The sequence below is a fragment of the Streptomyces sp. Y2F8-2 genome (genome assembly GCF_014905555.1).
Classification (GTDB): Bacteria; Actinomycetota; Actinomycetes; order Streptomycetales; family Streptomycetaceae; genus Streptomyces; species Streptomyces cynarae.
The window spans coordinates 227,452-254,050 of sequence record NZ_BNGS01000013.1 but is presented as its reverse complement, the minus strand read 5'-3'; the positions used below and the strand labels follow the sequence as shown (position 1 = coordinate 254,050).

At 70.4% G+C, this 26,599-nt stretch carries 21 protein-coding genes; 15 read left to right on the top strand and 6 right to left on the bottom strand.

Features of this window, described 5'->3' with window-relative positions; all coding sequences use genetic code 11:
• Window positions 1–110: 110 nt before the first annotated feature.
• The 8 genes from SY2F82_RS34955 (at window position 111) to SY2F82_RS34920 (ending at window position 9,216) form a co-directional block, all read left to right on the top strand.
• Window positions 111–1,628, top strand: coding sequence for a sugar ABC transporter ATP-binding protein (locus tag SY2F82_RS34955; protein WP_200423094.1), 1,518 nt, complete (start codon window positions 111–113; stop codon window positions 1,626–1,628).
• The gene (locus SY2F82_RS34950; RefSeq protein WP_200423093.1) at window positions 1,625–2,680 is read left to right on the top strand and encodes an ABC transporter permease; all 1,056 of its coding nucleotides are present in this window, start codon (window positions 1,625–1,627) and stop codon (window positions 2,678–2,680) included. The genes SY2F82_RS34955 and SY2F82_RS34950 overlap by 4 nt, the downstream gene beginning before the upstream one ends.
• The gene (locus SY2F82_RS34945; protein ID WP_200423092.1) at window positions 2,673–3,647 is read left to right on the top strand and encodes an ABC transporter permease; all 975 of its coding nucleotides are present in this window, start codon (window positions 2,673–2,675) and stop codon (window positions 3,645–3,647) included. The genes SY2F82_RS34950 and SY2F82_RS34945 overlap by 8 nt, the downstream gene beginning before the upstream one ends.
• Window positions 3,648–3,821: 174 nt before the next feature.
• Entirely contained in the window at window positions 3,822–4,904 is a 1,083-nt protein-coding gene (gene rhaS, locus SY2F82_RS34940) for a rhamnose ABC transporter substrate-binding protein (RefSeq protein WP_200423091.1), read from the top strand.
• A gap of 18 nt (window positions 4,905–4,922) precedes the next feature.
• A complete protein-coding gene (locus SY2F82_RS34935) occupies window positions 4,923–5,243 on the top strand; it encodes an L-rhamnose mutarotase (RefSeq protein ID WP_200423090.1) in 321 nt (106 codons plus the stop codon).
• Window positions 5,244–5,260: 17 nt separating this feature from the next.
• Entirely contained in the window at window positions 5,261–6,673 is a 1,413-nt protein-coding gene (locus tag SY2F82_RS34930) for a BNR repeat-containing protein (RefSeq protein ID WP_200423089.1), read from the top strand.
• A gap of 79 nt (window positions 6,674–6,752) precedes the next feature.
• Window positions 6,753–7,781, top strand: a complete 1,029-nt coding sequence (locus SY2F82_RS34925) for a LacI family DNA-binding transcriptional regulator (protein WP_200423088.1) — start codon at window positions 6,753–6,755, stop codon at window positions 7,779–7,781.
• A 133-nt stretch (window positions 7,782–7,914) separates the two neighbouring features.
• Window positions 7,915–9,216 carry an alpha/beta fold hydrolase gene (locus SY2F82_RS34920; protein WP_200423087.1) on the top strand — a complete coding sequence of 434 codons (1,302 nt, stop codon included), beginning with the start codon at window positions 7,915–7,917 and terminating at the stop codon, window positions 9,214–9,216.
• Window positions 9,217–9,265: 49 nt separating this feature from the next.
• On the opposite strand, the gene SY2F82_RS34915 is transcribed toward SY2F82_RS34920, so the two are convergent.
• Window positions 9,266–10,849, bottom strand: coding sequence for an amidohydrolase family protein (locus tag SY2F82_RS34915; RefSeq protein ID WP_236041972.1), 1,584 nt, complete (start codon window positions 10,847–10,849; stop codon window positions 9,266–9,268).
• A gap of 800 nt (window positions 10,850–11,649) precedes the next feature.
• Here SY2F82_RS34915 and SY2F82_RS34910 point away from each other — a divergent pair.
• From SY2F82_RS34910 to SY2F82_RS34895, 4 genes are all read left to right on the top strand, one after another.
• Window positions 11,650–13,959 carry a beta-L-arabinofuranosidase domain-containing protein gene (locus SY2F82_RS34910; RefSeq protein ID WP_200423086.1) on the top strand — a complete coding sequence of 770 codons (2,310 nt, stop codon included), beginning with the start codon at window positions 11,650–11,652 and terminating at the stop codon, window positions 13,957–13,959.
• Window positions 13,960–14,055: 96 nt separating this feature from the next.
• Window positions 14,056–15,477 carry a non-reducing end alpha-L-arabinofuranosidase family hydrolase gene (locus SY2F82_RS34905; protein WP_200423085.1) on the top strand — a complete coding sequence of 474 codons (1,422 nt, stop codon included), beginning with the start codon at window positions 14,056–14,058 and terminating at the stop codon, window positions 15,475–15,477.
• A gap of 86 nt (window positions 15,478–15,563) precedes the next feature.
• On the top strand, window positions 15,564–17,210 hold the full coding sequence (locus SY2F82_RS34900; RefSeq protein ID WP_200423084.1) for an RICIN domain-containing protein: 1,647 nt from the start codon (window positions 15,564–15,566) through the stop codon (window positions 17,208–17,210).
• 462 nt (window positions 17,211–17,672) lie between these two features.
• Entirely contained in the window at window positions 17,673–19,727 is a 2,055-nt protein-coding gene (locus tag SY2F82_RS34895; protein ID WP_200423083.1) for a family 43 glycosylhydrolase, read from the top strand.
• Here SY2F82_RS34895 and SY2F82_RS39745 read toward each other — a convergent pair.
• Window positions 19,724–19,978, bottom strand: a complete 255-nt coding sequence (locus SY2F82_RS39745; RefSeq protein ID WP_308437809.1) for a DUF5999 family protein — start codon at window positions 19,976–19,978, stop codon at window positions 19,724–19,726. The genes SY2F82_RS34895 and SY2F82_RS39745 overlap by 4 nt on opposite strands.
• Window positions 19,979–20,149: 171 nt before the next feature.
• Between SY2F82_RS39745 and SY2F82_RS34890 the strand changes: the two genes are divergently transcribed.
• Both SY2F82_RS34890 and SY2F82_RS34885 read left to right on the top strand, forming a co-directional pair.
• The gene (locus tag SY2F82_RS34890) at window positions 20,150–20,980 is read left to right on the top strand and encodes a pentapeptide repeat-containing protein (RefSeq protein ID WP_200423082.1); all 831 of its coding nucleotides are present in this window, start codon (window positions 20,150–20,152) and stop codon (window positions 20,978–20,980) included.
• Window positions 20,981–21,064: 84 nt separating this feature from the next.
• Window positions 21,065–21,787, top strand: coding sequence for a DUF2470 domain-containing protein (locus SY2F82_RS34885; protein ID WP_200423081.1), 723 nt, complete (start codon window positions 21,065–21,067; stop codon window positions 21,785–21,787).
• A gap of 169 nt (window positions 21,788–21,956) precedes the next feature.
• Here SY2F82_RS34885 and SY2F82_RS34880 read toward each other — a convergent pair whose 3' ends face one another.
• The 3 genes from SY2F82_RS34880 to SY2F82_RS34870 all read right to left on the bottom strand — a co-directional run bounded on the left by SY2F82_RS34880 (window position 21,957) and on the right by SY2F82_RS34870 (window position 24,917).
• Window positions 21,957–23,024, bottom strand: coding sequence for a hypothetical protein (locus SY2F82_RS34880; RefSeq protein WP_200423080.1), 1,068 nt, complete (start codon window positions 23,022–23,024; stop codon window positions 21,957–21,959).
• Between the two features lie 34 nt (window positions 23,025–23,058).
• The gene (locus SY2F82_RS34875) at window positions 23,059–24,336 is read right to left on the bottom strand and encodes an FUSC family protein (RefSeq protein ID WP_200423079.1); all 1,278 of its coding nucleotides are present in this window, start codon (window positions 24,334–24,336) and stop codon (window positions 23,059–23,061) included.
• Window positions 24,337–24,422: 86 nt separating this feature from the next.
• Window positions 24,423–24,917 (bottom strand): FBP domain-containing protein, encoded by a 495-nt coding sequence (locus tag SY2F82_RS34870; protein WP_200423078.1) that lies wholly within the window; start codon window positions 24,915–24,917, stop codon window positions 24,423–24,425.
• A gap of 87 nt (window positions 24,918–25,004) precedes the next feature.
• On the opposite strand from SY2F82_RS34870, the gene SY2F82_RS34865 reads away from it, so the two are divergent.
• Window positions 25,005–25,982, top strand: a complete 978-nt coding sequence (locus SY2F82_RS34865) for a DUF3626 domain-containing protein (RefSeq protein ID WP_200423077.1) — start codon at window positions 25,005–25,007, stop codon at window positions 25,980–25,982.
• Here the strand turns inward: SY2F82_RS34865 and SY2F82_RS34860 are convergent.
• A complete protein-coding gene (locus tag SY2F82_RS34860; protein WP_200423076.1) occupies window positions 25,925–26,563 on the bottom strand; it encodes a PAS domain S-box protein in 639 nt (212 codons plus the stop codon). The genes SY2F82_RS34865 and SY2F82_RS34860 overlap by 58 nt on opposite strands.
• Window positions 26,564–26,599 lie beyond the last annotated feature (36 nt).

Here is a 26,599-nt window from a genome sequence, read left to right as displayed (position 1 = left end):
AGGCGACCCCATTGACGTGACATGGCTGGCCCGCCTAACGTCCCGGCAACCAGGTTGAAACCTTTCACGACGCGGTGAGGACAACCCGCCGGCGTCGTCGAGGAGCCCCCATGACCCACCCGTCCGACACGGGTCCGGCCCCGGTGCTGGCGCTCAGGGACATCTCCAAGTCCTTCGGCGCGGTGCGCGCCCTGAGAGACGTGTCCCTGGAACTGTTCCCCGGCGAGGTGCACGCCCTCGCCGGCGAGAACGGCGCGGGCAAGTCGACCCTCATCAAGACGCTCGCCGGTGTGCACCGACCGGATGCCGGTCAGGTGCTGCTCGACGGTGAGCCGACCGTCTTCCACGGCCCGGCCGACGCCCGGGACGCCGGTATCGCCGTGATCTACCAGGAACCGACCCTCTTCCCCGATCTGTCGATCGCCGAGAACATCTTCATGGGCCGCCAGCCCCGCAAGGCCCTCGGCCGGATCGACCACAAGGCCACGAACGCGGCCACCGCGGCCCTGATGCGGCGCCTGGGCGTCGACCTCGACCCCGAGCGCCCGGCGCGCGGCCTGTCCATCGCGGACCAGCAGATCGTGGAGATCGCCAAGGCGCTCTCCTTCGACGCCCGCGTCCTGATCATGGACGAGCCGACCGCGGCCCTCACCGGCAGCGAGGTGGCCCGGCTCTTCGGCGTCGTCCGCACCCTGCGCGAGCAGGGTGCGGCGGTGCTGTTCATCTCCCACCGGCTGGAGGAGATCTTCGAGATCTGCCAGCGGGTGACCACCCTGCGCGACGGCGCCTGGATCGCCAGCGAACCGCTCGAGGGGATGACCGAGGACGACCTCGTCCGGCGCATGGTCGGCCGCGACCTCGACGAGCTGTACCCCAAGCAGGAGGTGGAACCGGGCGACGTCGCGCTGAGCGTACGGCGGCTGACCCGGGAAGGCGTCTTCACGGACGTGTCGTTCGACGTGCGGCGCGGTGAGATCGTCGGCCTCGCCGGGCTCGTCGGCGCCGGCCGGACCGAGGTCGCGCGCGCCGTCTTCGGCATCGACCGCTGGGACGCGGGCGAGGTCGAGGTCGACGGCAGGACCCTCACCAACGGCGCGCCCTCCACCGCCATGGCCGCCGGGCTCGCCCTGGTCCCCGAGGACCGGCGCGCCCAGGGCCTGGTGATGGACATGTCCATCGAACGCAACATCGGGTTGACCGGTCTGCGCACGACCGTGAAGGCCGGGCTCGTGGACCGCGGCGCCGAACGCAGCCGCTCCCTCGACTGGGCCGTCAAGCTCCAGGTGAAGTACGCCCGGATCGCGGACGCCGTCTCCACGCTGTCCGGCGGCAACCAGCAGAAGGTGGTCCTCGCCAAGTGGCTCGCCACCGGCCCGAAGGTACTGATCGTCGACGAGCCGACCCGCGGCATCGACGTCGGCACGAAGGCCGAGGTGCACCGGCTGCTCAGCGAGCTGGCCGCGGACGGCGTGGCCGTCCTGATGATCTCCTCCGACCTGCCCGAGATCCTCGGCATGGCCGACCGCGTGCTCGTGATGCACGAGGGGCGGCTCACCGCCGAGATCCCGCGCTCCGAAGCCACCGAGGAAACCGTGATGGCCGCAGCCACCGGGAGGGCCGCCGCATGACGGTGACCGCACCCAACGAGGCCCCCGTGACCGATATGCCGAAGTCCAGCGGCACCCGGCTGGTCGACCGCGTGTTCAAGATGCGTGAACTCGCCATCCTGGTCGTCTTCCTGGTGATGATCATCGTCACCCAGCTCGGCAACAGCGACTTCCTCTCCGAGCAGGGCATCAAGGACCTGCTGCTGAACGCGACCATCCTGGTGCTGGTCGCGACCGGCCAGTCCCTGGTCGTCATCACCCGCAACGTCGACCTGTCGGTCGGCTCCACCCTCGGCATCAGCGCCTTCGCGGCCGGCACGTATCTGCACGGCGGCGGCAACCCCGTCGTGGGGGTGGCGTCGGCGATCCTGCTCGGGGTCGGCTTCGGTCTGCTCAACGGGCTGCTCGTCAGCCTCGGTCAGGTGCCCGCCCTCGTCGTCACCCTCGGCACCCTCTACATCATCCGCGGCATCGACTCGATCTGGGTCGGCTCGCGGCAGATCACGGCGGCCGACCTGCCCGGCGGGTTCGTCGACTTCGGGTCCGGCGGCATCTCCGCCGTCCCCTGGTTGGCCCTCATCGCCCTGGTCGTCCTGGTCGCGACCGCGTACTACCTCAAGCACTTCGGCAGCGGACGCGAGCTGTACGCGCTCGGCTCCAACCCGGAGGCCGCCCGCCTCGCCGGCATCCCGGTGCGCAAGCGGATCCTGACCGCGTACACCTTCTGCGGCGGCCTGGCCGGGCTCGCGGGCGCGCTGTACCTGGCCCGGTTCGGCAACGTCGACTCCGGCACCGGCAACGGCTACGAACTCACCGTCGTCAGCGCGGTCGTGGTCGGCGGTGTGGTCTTCACCGGCGGCTCCGGCAGCGTCTACGGCGCCGCCCTCGGCGCCCTGCTGCTGACCTCCATCAACAGCGTGCTGCCCGCCCTCGGCGTCAGCTCCGTCTGGGTGCTCGCCATCAACGGCGTCCTGCTCCTGCTCGCCATCGCGGTCGACCGGATCGTCGCGCTGCGGGTGGCCTCCGCCCTGAAGAAGACGGCCCAGAAGAAGGAGAACGCCCGCCATGCCTGACTCCTTGACGCGCGCGATCCGCTGGGACACGGTCGTCGGCGCCCTCCTCGTCGTCCTCCTGCTGCTGTCGTTCGGCTTCGTCGACGGCTTCGGCAACGCCCTCAACCTGTCGTTCCTGATCGGCAACACCCTGCCGATCGCGCTGATCGCGCTGCCCATGACCCTGCTGGTGGTCGCGGGTGAGATCGACCTGTCCGTCGCCTCCACGGCCGGGCTGTCGGGCGCGGTGATGGGCAAGCTGTGGAACGACGGCATGGCGATCGAGACGATCATCCCACTCTGCCTCCTCCTCGGCGTGGTGTGCGGGCTGGTCAACGGCCTGCTGGTGACCCGCCTCGGACTGCCCTCCCTGGCCGTCACCATCGGCACTCTCGCCGCCTACCGGGGCATCGCACAGATCGTGCTCGGCTCCGACGCGGTGACCGACTTCCCGACCCAGTACCTGAACTTCGCGGCCGGACGCATCGGCGACAGCTTCCTCCCGCAGGCGTTCCTGCCCTTCCTGGTGCTGCTCGCGATCGCCGTGGTGGTCCTGCACGCCACCCCGTTCGGCCGCTCGCTGTTCGCCGTCGGCGCCAGCGAGGAGGCGGCACGGTTCGCCGGCATCCGGGTCAAGCGCGCCAAGCTGATCCTGTTCACGGCGACCGGCTTCATGGCCTCCCTCACCGGCGTCTTCTGGGCGCTGCACTACGCCAGCGCCCGCTACGACAACGCCACCGGGCTCGAACTCTCCGTCGTCGCGGCCGTCCTGCTCGGCGGCATCGACTTCGACGGCGGCAAGGGCACGCTCGGCGGCGCCATCGCGGGACTGTTCCTGCTGGGCGCCCTGCAGAACGTGATGAGTCTCGTCAACGTCTCCGCGCAGTCGCAGATCGTCGTCACCGGCGTCCTGCTCGTCGTCTCCGTGCTCGGCCCCCGGGTCGCGCGCCAGATATCGGTGGCGAGGGCGGGCCGCAGAGCCGCGTAAGCGCTCCGCTCGATCGGCCGTTCGAAAAAGCTGCCGGCCGTCCGTGGCTGATCGCTCCCCCAAGTTCTCGGCTTCGCTCGAACAGGGAGGACCCCATCGCGGCGGAGCCGCATATCAATACCGCCCCGCGCCCCTTTGGGGCGCTCCCACTCACCCGCGTAAAAAGGACCCGTCATGCGCAAGTCGTCCCTCCACCGTACCTGCGCGGCGCTCGCCGCCGTCACCTCCCTCGCGCTCGCCGCGACCGCCTGCGGCGGCACCACCAAGAAGGACGTCGCGAGCGAGAGCGCCGCCCCCGCCGACTCGGGTGCCAAGGCGAACCCGAACGCCGCGACCAAGAAGGGCCTGACCGTCGGCTTCCTGCCCAAGCAGGTCAACAACCCGTACTTCACCTCCGCCGACAACGGCGGCAAGAAGGCCCTGGAGGAACTGGGCTCGAAGTACAAGGAGGTCGGCCCGTCCAGCGCCACCGACACCAGCGGCCAGGTTTCCTACGTCAACACGCTCACCCAGCAGCAGGTCAACGCGATGGCCGTGTCCGCGCAGGACCCGGGCGCCCTGTGCACCGCGCTCAAGCAGGCCATGAGCAACGGCATCAAGGTCGTCACCTACGACTCCGACACCAAGCCCGACTGCCGCAACGCCTTCGTCTCGCAGGCCTCCGCCGAGGACCTGGGCCGCACCGAGGTGCAGCTGCTCGCCCAGCAGATCGGCTACAAGGGCGAGATCGCGATCCTGTCCGCCGCGCAGACCGCGACGAACCAGAACACCTGGATCGGCTACATGAAGGACGAGCTGAAGGACCCCAAGTACAAGGACGTCAAGCTCGTCAAGATCGCCTACGGCAACGACGACGCCCAGCAGTCCTTCCAGCAGACCCAGGGCCTGCTCCAGCAGTACCCGAACCTGAAGGGGATCATCTCCCCGACCACCGTCGGGATCAAGGCGGCCGCCCAGTACCTGTCGGGGTCCAAGTACAAGGGCAAGGTCAAGCTGACCGGCCTCGGCACCCCGAACGACATGCGCCAGTACGTCAAGAACGGCACCGTCGAGGCGTTCGAGCTGTGGGACCCGGCCAAGCTCGGCGACCTGGCCGCGCGCGCCGCGGTCGCCCTGGTGTCCGGGCAGATCACCGGAAAGGAGGGCGAGACCTTCAAGGCCGGCGACACCACGTACACCATCGGCAAGGACGGCGTGATCAACCTCGGCAAGCCGACCGTGTTCGACAGCAAGAACATCGACCAGTTCGACTTCTGACATCGGGAGCGGTACTTCATGCAGCGCGTCTGTTTCCTGCTCAAGGTCCGTGAGGACCGGATCGCCGAGTACCGCGAACGCCACGCCGCCGTGTGGCCGGAGATGCTCCAAGCGCTCTCGGCCACCGGCTGGCACAACTACTCCCTCTTCCTGAGGGACGACGGCCTGCTCGTCGGCTACCTGGAGACCGAGGACTTCGAAGCCGCCCTGGCCGGCATGGAGGCCACCGAGGTCAACGCCCGCTGGCAGGCCGAGATGGCGCCGTTCTTCGAGTCGCTGGACGGCGTCCGGCCCGACGAGGCCATGAAACCCCTCACCGAAGTGTTCCACCTCGCCTGAACCCGGGAGACACACCCATGAGACGACGCACCGTGCTGGCGACCGCCCTGCTGAGCGCCGTGGTGGCTCCCGGGATGGCGCAGGCGGCGACCCCCGGCCCCTCGGTCACCAGGACCGGCACCACCACGCTCGACAGCCAGGCGATCTACTTCGTGTCGTACGACGGCCTGGTCAACAACAACTCCTTCCAGAAGAACGGCCTGCTCACCTACAAGGGCCACCAGTACGCCGCCTGGTACACCTCCACCCGCAACGCCGTGGTCGCCCGGCGCAAGCTCGGGGCGAGCACCTGGTCCACGGTCACCCTGTCCCACCAGCTCAAGAGCGACGACTCGCACAACGTCATCTCCCTGGGCGTCTCCAAGATCGACGGCCGCCTGCACCTCACCATGGACTCGCACAGCGACGGCTACTTCTACGTGAAGTCCGTCGCCGGGCTGATGGACGACCCCGCCACCACGGCCTGGACCGCGTCCGTCTTCGGAGCGATCCAGACGTCCCTCGACGGACTCGCCCTCACCTCGCAGTTCACCTACCCGCAGTTCGTCTCCACCCCCGAGGGCAAGCTGCAACTGAGCTACCGCGTCGGGATCTCCGGCAACGGCCGCAACGCCCTCGCGGAGTACGACGGTTCGTCCTGGAAGGCGCTCGGTGAGTGGAGCAGCTCGACCGGCACCTACACCAGCTCGCACGGCTCCAGCACCGCCCGCAACATGTACCTGCACGGCATCGACTACGACGTGAACGGCCGCCTGCACGCCTTCTTCACCTGGCGCGAGCAGAACGCCGCCGTGATGTGCTCCAGCGGGGGCATCACCAACCACGACACCGGCTACGTCTACTCCACCGACCGCGGCCGCTCCTGGCGCAACGACGCCGGCGCCCTCGTCGCCACCACCGGCACCTCCGACACGGTCGCCGTCACGGACGCGGGGCTCGTCGTGGACCCCCTCAACCCCGACCACTCCCTGATGAACCAGGAGAGCCAGTTCACCGACTCGGCCGGCCTGCCGCATGCGATCATCTCCTACGTCCCCGGCCGCTTCGGCCAGTGCACCACGGACTACGTCGCCGACCGCACCGCGAACGGCCGCGCCTTCCACGTCCGCAAGAACTCCTCCGGCACCTGGCAGAAGACCGAGATCCCGGTCCCCCTGAACTCCAGCCAGCGCACCAAGCTGGTCCTCGACAAGTACGACAACGCCTACGCCGTCTACCCTTACGGGCGCATCGCCGGCGCCTCGAAGTCCTCCGGCTACACGGACTGGACGCTGCTCTACGACGGCAGCGGCCTGAACGCCTTCGGCGAGGTCGTGATCGACGAGATGCGGGTGAAGACGGACAACACCCTGTCCTTCATGTACCAGGAGAAGTCCAGCGGTACGACACCCTCGGCGCTCCACGTCGTCGACTTCACCCTGCCCGCGTGACCGGATCCGCCGCGCGGGGCGGTGACGATAGTGTGAAGACCGCCCCGCCGCCCCTCGTCAACCTGGAGGTCCCCGCCTGATGGCCCAGTCGGTGGGTATCAAGGACGTCGCCCGCGCCGCCGGAGTGTCTGTGGGCACGGTCTCGAACGTCATCAACCGTCCCGAGTCCGTCGCCTCCGAGACGCGCGCCCGCGTGCTGTCCGTGATAGACCGGCTCGGCTACGTCCGCAGCGAGTCGGCGCGGCAGCTGCGGGCCGGGCGCAGCCGGATCATGGGCCTGCTCGTCCTCGACATGGGCAACCCGTTCTTCGTGGACGTGGCCCGTGGCGCCGAACGGGCCGCCCGGGACGCCGGGCTCGGCGTGATGGTCTGCAACAGCGCGCAGAGCGCCGCCGAGGAGGCCGAGTACCTGGGGCTCTTCGCCGAGCAACGCGTACGCGGCGTGCTGCTCACCCCCGCCGACGCGACCGGACGCAACATCGAGACGTTCCGTCGCCACGGCATCCCGTTCGTGCTCGTGGACCGGGTCGCCGAGGGCACCACCGAGTGCTCGGTGTCGGTCGACGACGTGGCGGGCGGCGCCCTGGCCGTGCGGCACCTCGTGGACGCCGGGCACCGCTTCATCGCCTACGTCAGCGGGCCGCCCGGCCTCAACCAGGTCAGGGACCGCCGCACCGGCGCCCTGAACGCGCTGGCCGAGGCCGGGCTGGGCCCCGAGGCGCTGCGGGAACTGCCGACCGAGCGGCTCGACGTCGCCGCGGGCCGGGACGCCGGTGCCCGGCTCCTCGGGCTCGCCGACCGCCCGACCGCCGTCTTCTGCGCCAACGACCTGCTCGCCCTCGGTGTCCTGCAGGCCATGTTCGCAGCCGGCGTCAGCGTCCCCGACGACCTCGCGATCGTCGGCTACGACGACATCGAGTTCGCCGCTGCCGCCGCGGTGCCGCTCACCTCCGTACGGCAGCCCGCCGTCACCATGGGCGCCCTCGCCGCCGAACTCCTCCTGGAGGAGACCGAGGCGGCCGAATCGACCACTCGCCCGCACGAACACCGGCGGGTCGTACTCCAGCCTGAGCTGGTGGTGCGCAACTCCAGCCTGTCCGCGCGCTGACCGGCACCGGGTGCCCCGGGAAACCGGCTGAACGACCGGTCGGTACGGATTTCTTGATCCCGGGCGCCCACGCCCCGCGACCATGTGCTGGACTGGGACGCGGCCTGGAATTCGTCCGTCCCGGGGAGCCCCCTTGACCCACAGCTACCGCCAACCCGGCATCGTCCTCACCGACCGCCGCTTCACCGTGCCCCTGGACCACGACGACCCCGACGGCGAGACCATCGAGCTGTACGCGCGGGAGGTGGTGGCGAGCGACAAGGCGGACGACGACCTGCCCTGGCTGCTCTACCTCCAGGGCGGACCCGGCTTCGGCGCGCACCGCTTCATCGGCAAGCAGGCCTGGCTCGGCCGCGCCCTTGAGGAGTTCCGCGTCCTGCTGCTCGACCAGCGCGGCACCGGCGCCTCCACGCCCGCGGGCCGGCAGACCCTCCCGCTGCGCGGCGGCCCCCGCGCACAGGCCGACTACCTCACCCGCTTCCGCGCCGACTCCATCGTCCGCGACTGCGAGGCGATCCGCCCCCAGGTCACCGGCGGCGCCCCCTGGACGGTCCTCGGGCAGAGCTTCGGCGGCTTCTGCACCGTCGCCTACCTGTCGACGGCCCCCGAAGGCCTGCGCGCCGCACTGATCACCGGCGGCCTGCCCTCCCTCGACGCGCACGCCGACGACGTCTACCGGGCCGCCTATCCGCGCATCGAACGCAAGGTCGCCGCCCACTACGCCCGCTACCCGCAGGACGTCGAGCGCGTCCGCCGCATCGCCGAGTACCTGCTGCGACACGAGCCGGTCCTGAACGGCGGCTACCGGCTCACCGTGGAGGCGTTCCAGTCCCTCGGCATCCTGCTCGGCGGCAGCGAGGGCAGCCACCGCCTGCACTTCCTCCTCGAGGACGCCTTCGTCCGCACCCCGCAGGGCCTCGAGCTCTCCGACGCCTTCCAGGAGGAGGTCCACCACCTGCTGTCGTTCGCGGGCCACCCCCTGTACGCGCTGGTCCACGAGGCGATCTACGGCCAGGACGAGCGCCCCACCGCGTGGTCGGCGGAGCGCGTGCGGGCCGAGTTCCCGCAGTTCGACGCGGCGAAGGCGCTCACGGGCGACGGGCCGGTGCTGTTCACGGGGGAGTCCGTGCACCCGTGGATGTTCGACACCGACCCGGCGCTGCGCCCGCTGCGCGACACCGCCCACCTGCTCGCCGAGCGCACCGACTGGACACCGCTGTACGACCGCGCCCGCCTCGCCGCCAACGAGGTGCCGGTGGCCGCGGCGATCTACCACGACGACATGTACGTCGACACCGCCCACGCGCTGGACACCGCCCGGGCGATCCGCGGCCTGCGCACCTGGGTGACGGACGAGTTCGAACACGACGGTGTCCGTGCGGGCGGCCCGCGCGTCCTGGACCGCCTGCTGGCGCTGGCGCGGGACCAGGCCTGACCCGGGGCCGGTGGTGTCCGCAGCCGTGGACGCCCCCGGCCGGCACCCGCTACGGATGCCCGCCGCAGCCGCATCCCCGCGCGGCGGCCGCGGTGTCCTCCTCGGGCGGCTCGGCCTGCGAGGCCGCTTTCTGGACGACGGCCAGCAGCCGTTCCCGCTCCGGGCCGTCGATCCAGCGGCCGTTCACCACCACCCCGTGAATCCTCCGCGTGTTGCGGATGTCGCGCAGCGGGTCGGCGTCGAGCACCAGCAGGTCGGCGGCCTTCCCCTTCTCCACGGTGCCGACCGAGTCCAGGCCGAGCGTGCGGGCCGCGTCGCGCGTGGCCGCCCGCAGAACCTGCATCTCGGTCAGCCCCGCCTCGACGAGCAGGGCCAGTTCACCGTGCAGGGCGAACCCCGGCACCAGATAACCGGTCCCGGTGTCCGTGCCCGCAGGCAGTCGCACACCCGCCTGGTGCAGCTCCCGCACCAGCCGCTGCCGATGGGCATAGATCGCCCGGACCCTGCGCGCCTGCCCGGGCGTACGCCCGCCGACCAGGGCCTGCAACAGCCCGGGCCAGGACTCCACCTGCCAGGCCGGAAGGTACTTCCACTCCTCGGCCCGTGCCGGAACCTCGTCGGGCAGCTCCAGCGTGCGGTGCACGCTCAGCGTGGGGACCACCGCCGTGCCGCCCCCCGCCAGCCGACGGAAGACGGCGTGCGCCTTGCGTGGGTCGTATCCGCGGACCGCCTTCCACTCCAGGGGATGCACCTGCTGGAACCAACTGTGGTAGCGGGACAGGCTGCTGGGATCCTTCGCGTCCACGCGGACGGCTGCCAGAGCGCGCCGGACCTCCGCCTCGTGCGCCGAGGTGGACAGCAGCAGCGCGTGCAGATGCTCGATGGTGTGCTGACCCGCGTCAGCGGCCTCGGTGATCCGTACGAGGTCGGGGCAGTGGCCGAGGAAGGGGATGTTCTGCCGCCGGGCCTCCTGCGCGACGGCCCAGTACGCCTCCCGGGACAATCGCGAGTACACCTTGACGAAGTCCGCCCCCTCCTTCTTGACCCGGCGTACGGCGCGCCGCGCGTCGGCCGCGTCCTTCACCTCGATGTGCTCGCCCACGTCCTCGGCCCACAGCGAAGGCTGCCCGTCGACGATCGGGCTGCCGATGAGCCACCTCGGGCCCAACAGCGTCCCGCCCCGGATCCGACGCCGCCACTCGTGGTGGACGGGTTTGCCCCACATGTCGCGCACCGTGGTCACACCGGCAAGCGGGTACAGCGACGGAATGACCGCGTCCGGGCCGTCGCTGTGGGTGTGCGCCTCGATCAGCCCAGGGATCAGGTACTTACCGGTCAGGTCGACGCTCCGGACGCCGGGCCGGAGCCCGGTCCGCACGCTCGGCCCCAGCCCCGTGATGCGTCCCCCTTCGACGACGACCGTCATGTCCCGGGCCGGAGGCGCCCCGGATCCGTCGATGACGGTGACGTGCGTGAAGGCGACGGCGGTCCCCGCGGCGGCCGTCGTCGCCCTGTTCCCCGGACCGTCCGCCGTCGCGGCGCTCGCTGTGCCCGTCAGCGCCGCCCCTGCCACCACGGCGGCCCCGGCCACGAAACCCCGCCGCCCCAGGCCCGGTTCATCCCGACCGACCATGTCCTCTGCCCCCTCGAAGTCACCCTGCATCGCCCTTTCGGCGTGCACCTACGACTCTGAGGCGGGCGGACGGACGGAGCAGTGGGCCGACCCGGTGGATCAGGGGTGGTCCTGACACCACCCCGGACGGCAACGACCCCGGACGATCAAGGGGTCTTGGACTGTCAGAGCCGGTCCGTCAGTTCCTCCGCGTAGACCTGCGACAGCGGCGCGGCCCCACGTACTGCGGGCAGTCGCACTGGCGTGCGGTCTCCAGGGCTCCATACGGAGGATCTCTTCGGCGGTGTGCGTTCCAGACCGCCCGCGCGGGTGCTGCAGGGCAAGAGGAATCACTCTGTTCGACTCAAGTGCCCGGACACCTGTCCGTGCGGGCGCGGGCAAATGTCGGTATCTGTGCGTTCAGCTGGAGCGGCGCATGCGCGGTGGGAACCCCGTCAACACGTCGACATGTCCTTCTCCCGCACTCGCACTCCTCACACTCCTTCTCGACACATCCAATGTCTGGCCTGGCCGCCAGGGCGTCGATCGGACGCTCATCCGGAAGCAGAAAAGGAATGTGTGTCGCAAGGCTAGACAGGAGCAACATCCATATCCGTTAATCCATCCCATGTATCAGTGCAGAGGACGGACGGGCCTGAGCCCCCCATGGGCCCCGGGCCTCCTTGCCGATCCGCGTTGCCGCCTTGCCCATGGTCGCCGACTCCGGTCGGACTCCGACAATCCAACAGGACGAACCACAGTCCGGAGAGCCGGCGCATCAACGACCGAGCAGTCGTTCTGCCGTCACCGAAAGGTGGAAGATGTCTTACTCCGTCAGCAGACGGCGTCTCCTGCAAGTGGCCGGGGCCACCGCCGCCGCCTCTGCCACCGGATCCCTCATCGGCGCATCTGCCGCCCAGGCGGCGATCCCTCCCGCCAGGGCCGACATCGGGGTCTCCGCGCACCCCTTCGAACTCGGCCAGGTCCGGCTGACCGCGAGCCGGTGGCTGGACAACCAGAACCGTACGCAGAACTATCTGCGGTTCGTCGATGTCGACCGGCTGCTGTACAACTTCCGCGCCAACCACCGGCTGTCCACCAACGGCGCGGCTGCCAACGGCGGCTGGGACGCGCCGTCGTTCCCCTTCCGCACCCACGTCCAAGGGCACTTCCTGACGGCATGGGCACAGCTGTACGCCGTGACCGGGGACACCACCTGCCGGGACAAGGCAACCTACATGGTTGCGGAGTTGGCCAGATGCCAGGCCAACAACAGCGCCGCCGGTTTCAACGCCGGGTACCTCTCCGGCTACCCCGAGTCCGACTTCACCGCTCTCGAGCAGCGGACCCTGACCAACGGCAACGTGCCGTACTACACCATCCACAAGACCCTCACCGGCCTGCTGGACGTATGGCGCCACATCGGCAGCACACAGGCCCGGGACGTGCTGCTCGCCCTGGCGGGATGGGTCGACTGGCGTACCGGCCGGCTGAGCAGCCAGCAGATGCAGGCCATGCTGGTAACCGAGTTCGGCGGCATGAACGCCGTGCTGACCGATCTCCACCAGCAGACAGGCGACGTGCGGTGGCTCACCGTCGCCCAGCGGTTCGACCACGCCGCGGTGTTCGACCCTCTGGCGTCCGGCCAGGACCAGCTCAGCGGTCTGCACGCCAACACCCAGGTACCCAAGTGGATCGGGGCCGCCCGGGAGTACAAGGCCACCGGCACGACCCGCTACCGGGACATCGCCGTCAACGCCTGGAACTTCTGCGTCACCGCGCACACCTATGCCATCGGCGGCAACAGCCAGGCGGAGCACTTCCGCGCGCCGAACGCCATCGCCGGCTACCTGAACAAGGACACGTGCGAAAGCTGCAACACCGTCAACATGCTCAGCCTCACCCGTGAGCTGTTCACGCTGGACCCGAACCGCGTCGCACTGTTCGACTACTATGAGCGGGCGTGGCTGAACCAGATGATCGGCCAGCAGAACCCGGCCGACGACCACGGCCACGTCACCTACTTCACCCCGCTCAACCCGGGAGGCCGACGCGGTGTGGGCCCGGCGTGGGGCGGCGGCACCTGGAGCACCGACTACGGCACCTTCTGGTGCTGTCAGGGCACCGGCCTGGAGATGCACACCAGGCTGATGGACTCCATCTACTTCCGGAGTGACGACACCCTGGTCGTGAACCTGTTCGTGCCCTCGGTGCTCAACTGGTCGGAGCGCGGAATCACGGTCACCCAGACCACGTCGTACCCCGTCAGCGACACCACGACCCTGCAGGTCACCGGCAACGTCAGCGGAACCTGGGCGATGCGCATCCGCATCCCGGGCTGGACCAGCGGAGCCACCGTCAGCGTCAACGGCGTCGCGCAGAACATCACCACCACGCCCGGCAGTTACGCCACCCTGAGCCGCTCGTGGACCTCCGGCGACACCGTCACCGTCCGCCTGCCCATGCGGCTCGGCATCCGACCGGCCAACGACAACGCGAACGTCGCCGCGATCGCCTACGGCCCGGTGGTCCTGTCCGGCAACTACGGTGACACCACGCTCAGTTCCCTCCCGTCGCTGGACACGTCCTCGATCAAACGGACCAGCAGCAGTTCGCTCGCCTTCACCGCCACGGCCAACGGCTCCACCGTCAACCTGGGCCCGTTCCACGACGCGCACGGCTACAACTACACCGTCTACTGGAACACCACCGGCAATACCGTCCGTCTCGCCAATGTGGGCAGCGGTCTCGTGCTGGGCGTCCAGAACATGTCCACGGCCGACGGTGGCCGCGCTCTGCAGTGGACCGACTCGGGAACCGCCGACCACAACTGGCAAATGATCACCGACGGAGACGCGGTCCGCTTCCGCAATGCCCACAGCGGCAAGGTGCTCGGCGTCCTGAACATGGCGACAACAGACGGCGCAACCGTCCTGCAGTGGTCGGACAACGGCACCGCCGACCACAGATGGACGCTGCTCGACCAGGGAGACGGGACCTACAAGATCCGCAACGAGAACAGCGGCAAGTTGCTCGCCATCGCGAACAACTCCACCGCTGTCGGTGCGTTCGCAGTCCAGGACTCGGACGACGGCACCGCCGACAACCGGTGGCGCATCGTGCCGAACTAGGTCTGTCGCGGAACCTGTTCGTTCTCTGTCTTCCCATGTGCTCGACGCTTCGACCATCGTTCGACATGCCGAACGCTCCAGAATCGCGAGGTTTCCATGCTCCGACGTAGTTCCCGCCGCAGACGTATGCCTGCGGTGCTCGCCGCCGCGGTCGCGGCCCTGGCCGCGTTGGCGGCGATGCTCGTCGCCGGTCCCGCTCAGGCGGCCACCACCGGCACCCTGCGCGGCGTCGCTTCCGGCCGGTGTCTCGACGTTTCGGGCGGCAGCCAGGCCGACGGCACGAACGTGCAGATCTGGGACTGCCATGGCGGAACCAACCAGCAGTGGACACTGACGGACAGCAACCAGCTGACCGTCTACGGCAACAAGTGCCTGGACGTCCCGGGCCACGCCACCACCGCCGGGACCCGGCCGGTGATCTGGTCCTGCAACGGCGGCACGAACCAGCAGTGGCGGGTGAACACCGACGGCACGGTCGTCGGCGTGGAGTCCGGGCTGTGCCTGGACGTCTCGGGCGGCGCCACGGCCAACGGCACGGCGGTGCAGCTGTGGAACTGTACCGGCGCAGGCAACCAGAAGTGGACCGGCCTGTCCGGCACGACCAACTCGTGTGCTCTTCCCTCGACGTACCGCTGGACCTCCACGGGGCCGCTGGCACAGCCGGCCAACGGGTGGCTGTCGTTGAAGGACTTCACCACCACGACGTACAACGGCAAGCACCTGGTCTACGCGACCTACTCCGACGGCAACTGGCACTCGATGGGCTTCAGCCCCTTCACGAACTGGTCGGACATGTCCACGACCGCCCAGATCGCCATGCCCTCGTCCGCGGTCGCGCCCCAGGTGTTCTACTTCGCGCCCAAGAACATCTGGGTGCTGGCCTCACTGGGGTGGGGTACCCAGTGGCCCTTCGTCTACCGCACGTCCAGCAACCCCGGTGACCCCACCAGCTGGTCCGCGCCGCAGCCGCTGTTCACCGGCAGCCTTCCCACCGGCGGCCCGATCGACCCGACCCTGATCGCCGACGACCAGAACATGTACCTGTTCTTCGCCGGTGACAACGGCAGCATCTACAAGTCGACCATGCCGATAGGGAACTTCCCGGCCAGCTTCGGCTCCTCGTACACCACGGTCATGAGCGACACGGTGAAGAACCTCTTCGAGGCACCGCAGGTCTACAAGGTCCAGGGCCAGAACCAGTACCTCATGATCGTCGAGGCTCGCGGCGCGAACGAGGACCGCTTCTTCCGCTCGTTCACAGCCACCAGCCTCAACGGCCCGTGGACCGCCCAGGCCGCCACCGAGTCCAACCCCTTTGCGGGCAAGGCCAACAGCGGCGCCACCTGGACCAACAGCATCAGCCACGGTGACCTGGTCCGCAACAACCCCGACCAGACCATGACCATCGACCCCTGCAACCTCCAGTTCCTCTACCAGGGCCTCGACCCCAACACACCGAGCACCACCCCCTACGAGCGACTGCCGTACCGGCCGGGCCTGCTCACCCTGCAGCGCTGAGTCGCGCACCTGACCAGAGGCCTGTGACCGTGCCTCTGAGGCACGGTCACAGGCGGCTCCCCCCATCTCCCAGGAAGGAACCCCGCATGGTTCCCATGCACAGACGGCTGCTGCGTCTCGTCGCGGCCACCGCGCTGACGCTCTCCGCCTGCGTCACCGCCTCCGCCGGCACGACCGCCGAGGCCGCGCCGGGCAGCCCCGCGCTCACCCCGCCGCTGGGCTGGAACAGCTGGAACAGCTTCGGATGCGGTGTCGACGAGACCCAGGTCCGCCAGGCCGCCGACGCGATGGTGTCGTCGGGCATGAAGGACGCGGGCTACCAGTACGTCGTCGTCGACGACTGCTGGTTCGATCCGCAGCGTGACAGCGCAGGCAATCTGCGGGCCAACCCGACCAAGTTCCCCAGCGGCATGAAGGCGCTCGGGGACTACATCCACAGCAAGGGCCTGAAGTTCGGCATCTACGAGGCGCCCAACGAGAAGACGTGCGCGCAGGGCGTGGGCACCTACCCCGGCTCCACCGGCAGCAAGGGCCACGAGGTCCAGGACGCCAACACGTTCGCCTCCTGGGGCGTGGACTACCTCAAGTACGACTGGTGCTCCGGCAGCGGCACCCTGGCCGATCAGGTCGCGCAGTTCACCGTCATGCGCGACGCCCTGCGCGCCACCGGGCGGCCGATCGTCTACAGCATCAACCCCAACAGCTTCCACGCCATCACCGGCGCCACGTACAACTGGGGACAGGTCGCCGACCTGTGGCGGACGACCGAGGACCTGCTCGACATCTGGCAGAACGGCAACACCAACAGCTACCCGATGGGCGTGGGCAACGTCCTCGACATCGACGCGCCGCTGGCCGCTCAGTCGGGTCCGGGCCACTGGAACGACCCCGACATGCTCGTAGTCGGCCGCCCCGGCCTGTCACTGACGGAGTCCCGCTCCCACTTCGCCCTCTGGTCGCTGCTGGGTGCCCCGCTCATCGCGGGCAATGACATCCGCACCATGTCCGCCGACGTGAGCGCGATCCTGCGCAACCCCCGCCTGCTGGCGGTGAATCAGGACCGGCTGGGCGCGGGCGGACGCCGGGTGCGCGACGACGGCGACACCGAGGTGTTCGCCAAGCCCCTGTCCGACGGCTCGGTCGCGGTGGGCCTGTTCAACCGGGGGAGCGGCACCGCGACCATCACTGCCACGGCCGCGCAGGTCGGCCTCACCGGAGGGCCGTTCACCCTCACCGACCTCTGGACCGGCGGCACGTCGAGCACGTCCGGCCAGATCTCGGCGAGCGTCCCCGCGCACGGTGTCGCCGTGTTCAAGATGACCGGCGGCAGCCCGCTGGCCTCCACCACCGCGCGCCTGCGCGGTAGCGGGTCCGGCCGTTGCCTGGACGTGGACGGCGCCTCCACCGCGGCCGGGACGAAGACGCTGATCTGGGACTGCCACACCGCCGCCAACCAGCTGTGGACCACCTGGGCCGGAGGCGAGATCCGCGTCTACGGCGACAAGTGCCTGGATGCCTCCAACCAGGGCACCACCAACGGCACGCCGGTCATCATCTGGCCCTGCAACGGCCAGGACAACCAGAAGTGGACCATGCAAGCCGACGGGTCGATCCGCAACGTCCACGCCGGGCTGTGCCTGGACGCCCAGCAGGCGGGGACCGCCAACGGGACCCCGGTCATCCTGTGGACCTGCAACGGTGAGAACAACCAGAAGTGGACCACGCTCCCGTAACCCGCCACCCCTGCCGCGCAAGGAGAAGCCCGATCGGAAGAGGGCAGTCCCACGACAGTGGGCCAACCTGCGGGGACTGCCCCTTCTGCACCGGGACCAGGACTTCGATCCCATCGCCGCAGTCACCGGCCGGGCGCCCAAGTGGCACGGCCCGCACTCCGGCAGACGAGACAGAGCCGGGTGCCTGCCGTTCCGAGGAAGCCAGACGTCGATCCCGCTTGTGCCGCTGCGAAGTCGCCCCCGATCCGCGAGGTTGTGCCACTCACCGGCGCTTCTGACCCCTCGCGACACGCAAGGGCGGGCGACGGAGATCCGCGTCAATCGCACTGACAACACCCCTGGAGCCGCCACATGCACGCTGTCCCCACCGTCCGAACCAGCAGGAGGGGGCAGACGATGAAGCCCGTCGCCTCCACCATCCGCACCCATACATGTGATGACTCCTGACCAAGGACGGAAACCGTGGACATCACCAGACGACAGCTCGGCAGGCTCGCCGCGGTAGGCACCGGGGCCCTCCTGCTGCCGGGCCTGCTGCCCCCCAGCAGGGCGGCGGCAGCCGCGCCGCTTTCAGCCGGTAAGTGGGGGGACCAGGGCGACGGCACCTACGTCAACCCCATCCTTCCGGGCGACTTCAGCGACTGGGACTGCATCCGGGTCGGCGCCGACTACTACGGCATCACCAGCACGTTCGGGTACTCACCCGGCGTGGCCGTCCTGCACTCGAAGGACCTGGTCAACTGGCGGACACTCGGTGGCGCGGTCGACGATCTCACCCGCATCGGGCCGGAGCTGAACTGGGACCGGATGAACCGCTTCGGCCGCGGCGTGTGGGCCGGGGCCATCCGCTACCACGCTGGGCGGTACTGGGTGTACTTCAACACCCCCGACGAAGGCTTCTTCATGACGTCGGCCCCGTCGCCGACCGGGCCCTGGGATCCGTTGACCGCGGTGTGGCGGACCTCCGGCTGGGACGACCCGTGCCCGTTCTGGGACGACGACGGACAGGGCTACCTGGTCACCACGCACTACTCGGACGGCTACAAGATCCACCTGTTCAAGCTGTCCGAGGACGGAACGTCGCTGGTCGGCCCGTCCACGGTCATCCACCAGTCGCCGGGAAGCGAGGCCAACAAGCTGTACAAGATCAACGGTGTCTACTACCACCTGTTCAGCGAGGTGAAGTCGGAGGGCCGGGTGCTGATGATGAACCGAGGCTCCAGCCTCTACGGCCCGTTCAAGACCCGGCAGCTGGAGCACGTCAACGCCTCGGTGGACCGCGAGCCCAACCAGGGCGGGCTGGTGCAGGCCCCGGACGGCGCATGGTACTTCGTGACCCATCACGGCCACGGCGACTGGGAGGGGCGCGTGCTGTCCCTGCTGCCGGTGACCTGGGTGGACGGCTGGCCGATCCTGGGCCAGGTGGGCGCGGACGGCATCGGCACCATGGTCTGGACGGGCCAGGTGCCCGTCGGCGGCACGCCCGGGCTGCCCCTCGACGCGCTGCCCCCCGTGGTGACCAGCGACCTGTTCACCGACACCCGCCTGAAGCCGCAGTGGGAGTGGTACTACCAGCCGCGCGCGGACCACTGGTCGCTGACCGAACGCCCCGGCTACCTGCGGCTGAAGGCGTTCGCACCGCTGGCGGCCGACAACCTGACCAAGGTCGGCAACACCCTCACCCAGCGGGTGCTGCGCACCGCGGGCGGCGCGACGGTGACCGTCCGCCTCGAACTGGCGGGCCTCGCCGACGGCCAGCACGCCGGACTGTGCCACTACGCGGCCACCTACGCCGGGCTGGGCGTCCGGCGCTCCGGGACCACCACCACGATCGCGCACAACGCCGGCGGCACCCTGACCTACGGCCCGGTGATCACACAGAACGCCGTGTGGCTGCGCACCTCCTGGGACGTGGGCGGAGTCAGCCGGTTCTCCTTCAGCCTCGACGGCAGCGAGTTCACCCCGTTCGGCGGCACCTACCAGCTCACCTGGGGCGGTTACCGCGGTGACCGGGTCGGCCTGTACACCTACAACCCCAACGGCACCGGCCACGTCGACGTGGACTCGGTGCACTACACCATCGCACCCACCAGGGCGTACACGTGCGTCAGCGTGCGCAGCGGCAAGGTCGCCGACGTCTCCGGCGCCTCCAAGGCGGACGGCGCCACCGTGATCCAGTGGCCCGACACCGGAAAGCCGAACCAGCAGTGGGCCTTCCAGTCCACGGGGGACGGCTACCACACCATCACCTGCGTCGGCAGCGGCAAGGTCCTGGACGTGGCAGGGTCATCGACGGCGGACGGCGCGCCGGTCGTGCAGATGACCGCCGACGGCCGGGCGAGCCAGCAGTGGCAGCTGCGCCCCCAGACCGGGGGCGAATTCGCCCTGGTCAACCGCAACAGCGGCAAGGTGCTCGACGTCAAGGGAGGCGGCACGGCCGACGGCACCGCGCTCATCCAGTACCGCGACGTCGGCAGTTCCAACCAGCGATGGACCTTCCACCGCGTCACCGGCTAGCCTCGCGCACCCACCCCGCCGGGCCGTCGGCCCCCGCGGGGTGGGTGCGCGCAGGTCACTGGCCCACCCGCCACGCTCTGGCGGAGCCTCCGGCAGGAGACGTACATGCCCGTGTCCGCACCGGTCCGCTCCACGACCGGACCCACGTTGCACAGCCGGTACCACCCCTGCTCGGGGTGGGCGGAGACGATGACCGCCGCGTCGTGGTCGGGGCGGTCGGCCGACGGGCACTCGGGCCGGTGCGGGCACATGACGTCTCTCCAGGGGTCGTACGAGGTCTGCCTCTGCGGTAGCGGAGTTTGTTTTCGTACGAGTGGAGAGGACCCCCACAGCCCAGGTACGTGCGCCGTGTCCTGACGGCCACTCACCGGCGACCGGGCGGGTGCCGTCCCGGCACGGGAGCCCCCGATTAGGGTGACGTCATGCATGCACCCTCCACCGATCCTTCCGATCTGCGCGGCGACTGCGGCTCCTGCTTCGCCCTGTGCTGTGTCGCGCTGCCCTTCGCCCGCTCCGCCGACTTCGCGGTCGACAAGGACGCCGGAACGCCCTGCCACAACCTCCGGGGCGACTTCCGCTGCGGTGTCCACTCCGAGCTGCGGCAGCGTGGCTTCTCCGGCTGTACGGTCTACGACTGCTTCGGTGCCGGGCAGAAGGTCTCGCAGATCACCTTCGGCGGGCGGGACTGGCGCTCGGGCGACCGGGAGCACGCCCGGCGCATGTTCGGCGTGTTCCCCGTCGTGCGGCAACTCCACGAGCTGCTCCGGTACCTGAGCGAGGCGCTCAGCCTCCCCGCGGCCCGCCCGGTCCACGCCGATCTGCGCCGCATGCTGGAGGAGACCGAGCGGCTGACCCTCCGGACCCCCGAGGAACTCGGCGAGTTGGATGTGGGCGCGCACCGGCAGGAGGTCAACGTGCTGCTGCTGCGCACCAGTGAGCTGGTCCGGGCGAAAACCGGCCACCGCACGAAGGACCGGCGGGGCGCGGATCTCATCGGCGCGCGTCTGAAGGGAGCCGACCTGCGCGGTGCCAGTCTGCGGGGCGCCTGCCTGATAGCCGCCGACCTCACGGGCGCCGACCTGCGCCACGCGGATCTGATCGGCGCCGATATGCGGGACGCGGATCTCACGGACGCCGATCTGACCGGCGCCTTCTTTCTGACCCAGCCACAGATCAACGCGGCGCGGGGGAGCGCGGGCACCAGGCTTCCCGCGTCCGTCACGCGCCCCGCCCACTGGACGGCGCACCTCTGACGGTTCCGTGACGGACCCGGGGCCTGGTTGGCGCACACTCCGATCTCCGATAAGTTAGGCAAGGCTTACCTAAGGAGGTTGGGGATGGGGTACCGTCATGCCTGGACGGCCGCGCCGGTCGCGGCGGAGCGTGCCCGTTCGGTGCTCGCTGCCGCATGGTCCTGCGCCGTTACCGCGCGGGACGGACGGGAGGAGTTCACCGGCGCGCACTCCGTCGCCGCCGACGGCCGGGTGCTGCTGCGCCCGCCCGGGGGCAGCGCACTGCCCACGGCCGCCCTGTGCGCTCCCCGAGGAGAGCCGTCCGTGGTGCTGGAGTTCGCCGATGTCGCGCCGGTTCCCGTACGGTCCCGGATCCGCGCCCGGCTGTGGCTCGCCGGCGAGGTCGAGCCCGAGGGGGACCGACTCGCCCTGCGGCCGACGCGCATCGCTCTGCGCCGGGCGAACGGCGTGGTCGTCGTCGACCTCGACGAGTACGCGAGTGCCGAGCCCGATCCGCTCGTCGCCGCCGAGGCCCGGCTGCTCACCCATCTCGCCGACGCCCACCCGGACGCCGTCCAGCGGCTGACCCGGCTCGTCGATCCGGGCAGCCTGCACGGCGCGGTACGGGTCCAGCCGCTCGCCGTCGACCGGCACGGGCTGACGCTGCGCATCGAGCGGGCCCGCGACCACGGCGACGTACGCCTGCCGTTCCCCGAGCCCGCGGACACGGTCCCGCAGCTCGCCGAACGCATGCACGCCCTGCTCGCGCAGGCCGCCCGGACCTGCCCGCGCGCACTGCTGCGGCAGCGCACGGACGGCGACCGGTGAAGCAAAGGGCTACCGGAGAGCCGCAGTTCACCGCTCACGCCGTCGACGGGGAAGACGCGGCCTCGGGGCGCGCTCGCCGAGCGTGCACCCGGCAAGCGAACCGGTCCGGTTGTGCACCAATCGCCGCCCGGACGGGGGCAGTCACCGGTCGCCGCCCGGACGGGGGCAGTCACCAGTCGCCGTCCTGCACCGGCTTCCCCGGCGCGTCACCGAGAGGCTTCACCTGGTGCGGCGAGGGTTGCTGCCAGGGCGTGTGGTCGTCGCCGAGCCAGTCGCCGACCGGCTTGATGCCGCCCAGGGTGTCCGTGGGCGTGAGATCCTCGCCGTCCTGGTCGTAGTAGTCGAACCACGGCAGCCCGGCTTCGGTGTACGCCGCGCGGTCCACCGGGGACGGCGGAGGCGCCTCGCCCGTGATGCGACGCCACTGCGGAGGCGTGACCAGATGCACGAACACGCGTCCGGCCGGCTCCTCGGCCCAGCTTCCTGCTGGCCGGTCGTCCCGGTAGACCTCCTGGCGCATCGAACCGCCGACGCCGAGGCCCATCGACGGGGCGCTGCGCGAAGGCCCGCCCGGAGCGGCGGCCATGGCCGGCGGAAACGCGGCACCCGGGGCCGGTGGGGCCCCTGGGGCGGGCAAGGCGCCACCGTAAGGACCTGCGGCCCCCCTGACGCGCTCGATCTGCCGGGCCGACTCCCTCCTGCGCCGCTCCTCCTCCCGCCACGCGGCCAGGGGCCCCTCCTTGAGCGGGAACACCTGCAGCTGTATCCCGCCCCAGACCTCCTCGCCGGTGACCTGGCCCTCGACCGTGGCTCCGAGCCCGAGCGGCACCGCCACGAACTGGCGCACCGTCCCCCGGCCGGAATTGATCCCGTCCAGCCACGGCTGACGCGGAAGCACCACGTAGTTCTGCGGGTCCCGGCCGAGACGCGCACTCCAGGGCCTGCCGGAGACCGCGCACACCTTGCCGGCGCCCACCTGCAGGGCGGCGGGCTCGGACGCCGTGAAATGCAGCCACATGGCCTCGCGCAGATACACCGGCAGCATCACGCCGCCGCGTGCCCGCCATTCGGCGGGCACCGTCTCGGCGTAGTCCTCCACCCGGCGTACGGGGAACTCGCCCAGCCCCGGCGGCAGCGGATGTGTGCCCGTCTCCGGCAGCCGCAGCGTCCGCATGAAGCGGACCCGCACACCCCCCGGCAGCAGCAGCCGGTTCCCTTCGATCCGCACCGCGCCCATGCGCCCCGCCCTTCTCCCCGTCCGGTGGCCCGTCCTACCTGGAACGCCGGGGCGGCCCCGTGCGGTTCCGGCGCTGACGAAGATCACGCATCCGGGTGAACCGGGGCTCGCGCACCAGGTCCCACAGCCTGGCCAGACGCGGGTTGCGCTCGCGCTGCTCCCGCGTGCCGCGGTCCAGCTCCTCCAGCAGGCGCCGGGTGCGGTGCTCGATGTCCAGCTCGTCCAGGATGCGGTTGACCTCGGTCAGCACCGCGCCGTGGAACTGCCACTGACGGCTGTCGCGTTGCACCTCCTCCAGCAGCAGCTGGGCCAGCTTGTCGCGGGTCGCGCCCGCCGTCACCAGCTCCTCGGTGAGGCGGGCCTCCGCGGACTCGGCGCTGCGGCTGACATCGGTGGTGACGAGCACCGCGAAGCTGACCACCGCATCACCGATCTCCGACAGCAGCCGCTCCAGCGTCGCCCCGATCTCCGCCTCGAACAGCGGCTCGGGTTCCCGCTCCTTCGCCAGGTCGGCCAGGGTGCGGGAGATCACCCGCAGCACCACCGTGACGATCTCCAGCGTGTCGAGTCCGGTGCGCAGCACGATCCGGTGCAGCAGGCCTTCGCGGACCCGCGGGTTGAGCTTCAGACTGTCCTCGGCCTGCCGCAGCGCGGCGTCCACCAGGACGATGTCATGGTCCAGCCGACGCGCCTCGTGCAGCCGTGCGGTCGCCTGCGCGACCGGCGTGTGCCCCGCGGCCTCCTCCCCGACGCGCAGCATCAGCTGGCGGATCCGGCGCGCGAGCCCCTCGATGGACTCTTCGGCGGCCCCCAGCCACACCGGGGGAGCGATGAACAGATTGGTGGCGAGGCCGACCGCCGCGCCGATGAGCGTCTCCACGACCCTGGCCCAGGCGGTGCTGCCGACCTGGGTCACCCCGAGGACCAGCATGCCGCTGATCGCCACTTCCTGCACGAACTCTCTGACCCGTACGAGATGCCCCACGGCCAGCGAGGCCAGGATGATCAGGGCGAGGCTCCACCAGGTCAGGCCCACCAGGATGCTGAAGGCGATCGCGATGACGACTCCGGCCACCACGGAGTTCACCCGCCGCACACCGGTGGTGAGCGTCGCGTACAGCGTCACCTGTACGACGAGGAGCGCGGTCAGGGGCGCGGTCAGGGGGGCCGGCTCAGGGCTCAGGCGCAGGGCGACGACATACGCGACGGTCGCGGCCGCGGTCGAACGCACTGCCTGGACGACCTCGGGCTCCTGCCGCCACCTGGCGATCCGGGCGGCGGCCTGCGCCCAGGCATCACGGACATCTCGCATCCCCAACGCCTTTCCCTTGGCACCCAGGCTCCGAACGTACACAACAGGTGCCGCGGGCGTCGCCCGGGGGCCACCGCAGTGCGCGCTCAGGTGCCCAGTTTGTCCAGGAAGGCGGAGAGGTTGGCCTTCATCCGGGCGATCTGCTCCTCCTCCGTGAGGCTCTCCTGGAAACGGCCCCCGGCCTCGGGCACCTTCTTTCCGCGCACGTCCAGGGAGCACGCGAGGTCGGTACACATGTACACCCCGACCGAGTTGCCCTCGCGGCCGGCCGCGCCCGCCTTCCGGGCCGTCATCAGGGACACGCCGTTGCCCGGGTGGGTGGTCAGGCACAGCGAGCACATGCTGCGGTGCAGGAAGCCGCGCTGCGAGGACGGGAAGCGCAGCGCGACGCCGACGAGCCGGTCGGCGCGTTCGACGACCAGATAGCTGCGATCGGGCGCCCCCGGATCCCGCCAGCCCAGGAAGTCCAGGTCGTCCCAGGGGCGTTCGCCGAGGTCGCGGGGTATCGCCAGGCGTTTCGCCTCTCCCTTCGAGCAGTTGATAAAGGAGTTGCGGATGTCCTGCTCGGTGAGCGATCTCATGAGGAGTCCTTGCGGGGGTACGGAAGCCTGGCAGCCTAGGGATCCTAGGTTTCTGCCTAAAGTAGCCGGTTCCCTCGGGGGTGGCCAATGGATTTCAGGGGAGACGAGCGATCCGGATCCGCTGCCGGTACGGCGGCCGAACGGGCGCTGCGACACGTCGCGGCCCTCTCCTCGGGTCCCCCGGTACCCCGGGACCTGCGGCTGACCCTCAACTTCCATCCCGACCGGCTCGTGCGCGGCGGCCGGCCGATCCTGCGGGCGCTGGCCGCGGACGGCGCGTACCGCTCGCAGTTCGTCACCGGCACCAGCAACGACGGGCTCACCGCCCACCCCGGCGGTGACCGCTGGCGCTGGGAGAGCCGGATCTTCGGCGGCGCCTACGACACCGGGCCCGCGTACCAGCGGCCCGTGTACGGCGCGCTGAACTTCCGCCGTCAGGTGGTCGGGGCGGCGCCCCGCTTCGGCTCCTCGCACTTCCGGCTCACCGCCGCCACGCTGGAGCGGGCCACGTTCTGCTACCCGGACAGCGCGGCCGAGCCGTGCCACTTCGGGGTGGTGGCCGCGGGCATGCACCTCGTCGAGCTGGCCGAGGCCGACCGCCAGGACGCCCTCAACGACTACACCGAGGCCCATGTGCACGGTCCGGTCCTGCCGGAACGGGACGTGGAGGCCCTGGTCCTGGACGCGAGCTACCGTGACACCCCCGTCGAGGCCGCCGCGCGCCGGCTGCCGTGCACTGTGGAGTGGCACCCCGGCTACCGGCTCTCCGTCGCGGAACTGCGCCGGCACGCGGACTACCGCGGCCCTCAGTACGTCGAGTTGGCGGAGCGGATCGCTGAGGACGGGTGCCTCGATCCGAGGATCATCGGTGATGCGGTGCGCGCGGGCCGGTACCTGGCGCAGGACCTGAAGATGGTGTGGCACTGCCTGGCGCGCTTCGGCGCGCCGGAGGGGGCCGGGACGGCCCGTCCGGCCGGTGCGGACGGCGGTGCGGCACGGCCCGCGGCTCAGCAGCCGGCCGCCTCCGGCGGCCACACCCCGGGCACGAGCACGCCCAGCGCGTAGGCGCGCGCCACCAGCTCCGTACGGTTCGCCGCGCCCCACCGCCGCGACAGACGCCGCAGATGGTAGGTGACACCGTAAACCGTGAGCCCGGTCTCGCGCGCCACCCGGGCCGTGGTGGCGCCCCCGGCCAGCAGCGCCAGGATGCGGGCCTCGGCGAGGCCGGCGGGCGGGGCGGCGGTCGGCCGGTCCGGTTCCGGGCACTCGCCCAGCACGCGTACCAGGACCAGCAGTGCGGGCATCGCCTCGGCCGAGTCGCTGACCGGGTCGGCGGTCAGCTCGCCGTGGCGCCGCACCCCGTCGGCGGCGTCCCAGCACACCGACACCGGATAGCGCGAACGGTGCCGTAACCGCAGTGCCTGCGCGATGCGCTCGATCTGGGTCGGCTCCTGCGGACGGAACCGGTCCAGCACGTTCCGCCCGCGCAGACCTCCCGGTGTCGCGCCCCACTCGGTGGCCATCGCCGGATTGGCCAGCACGATCACCCCGAGCACGTCGCACACCGCGACCGGCATCGGGATCCGGTCGAAGAGCGTCAGCGCCCGGTTCCGCCACACCACCGCGGCCTGAGATTCCGAGTCCATCACGCCCCCTCACCACGTTCTGTGATCCACGATAGA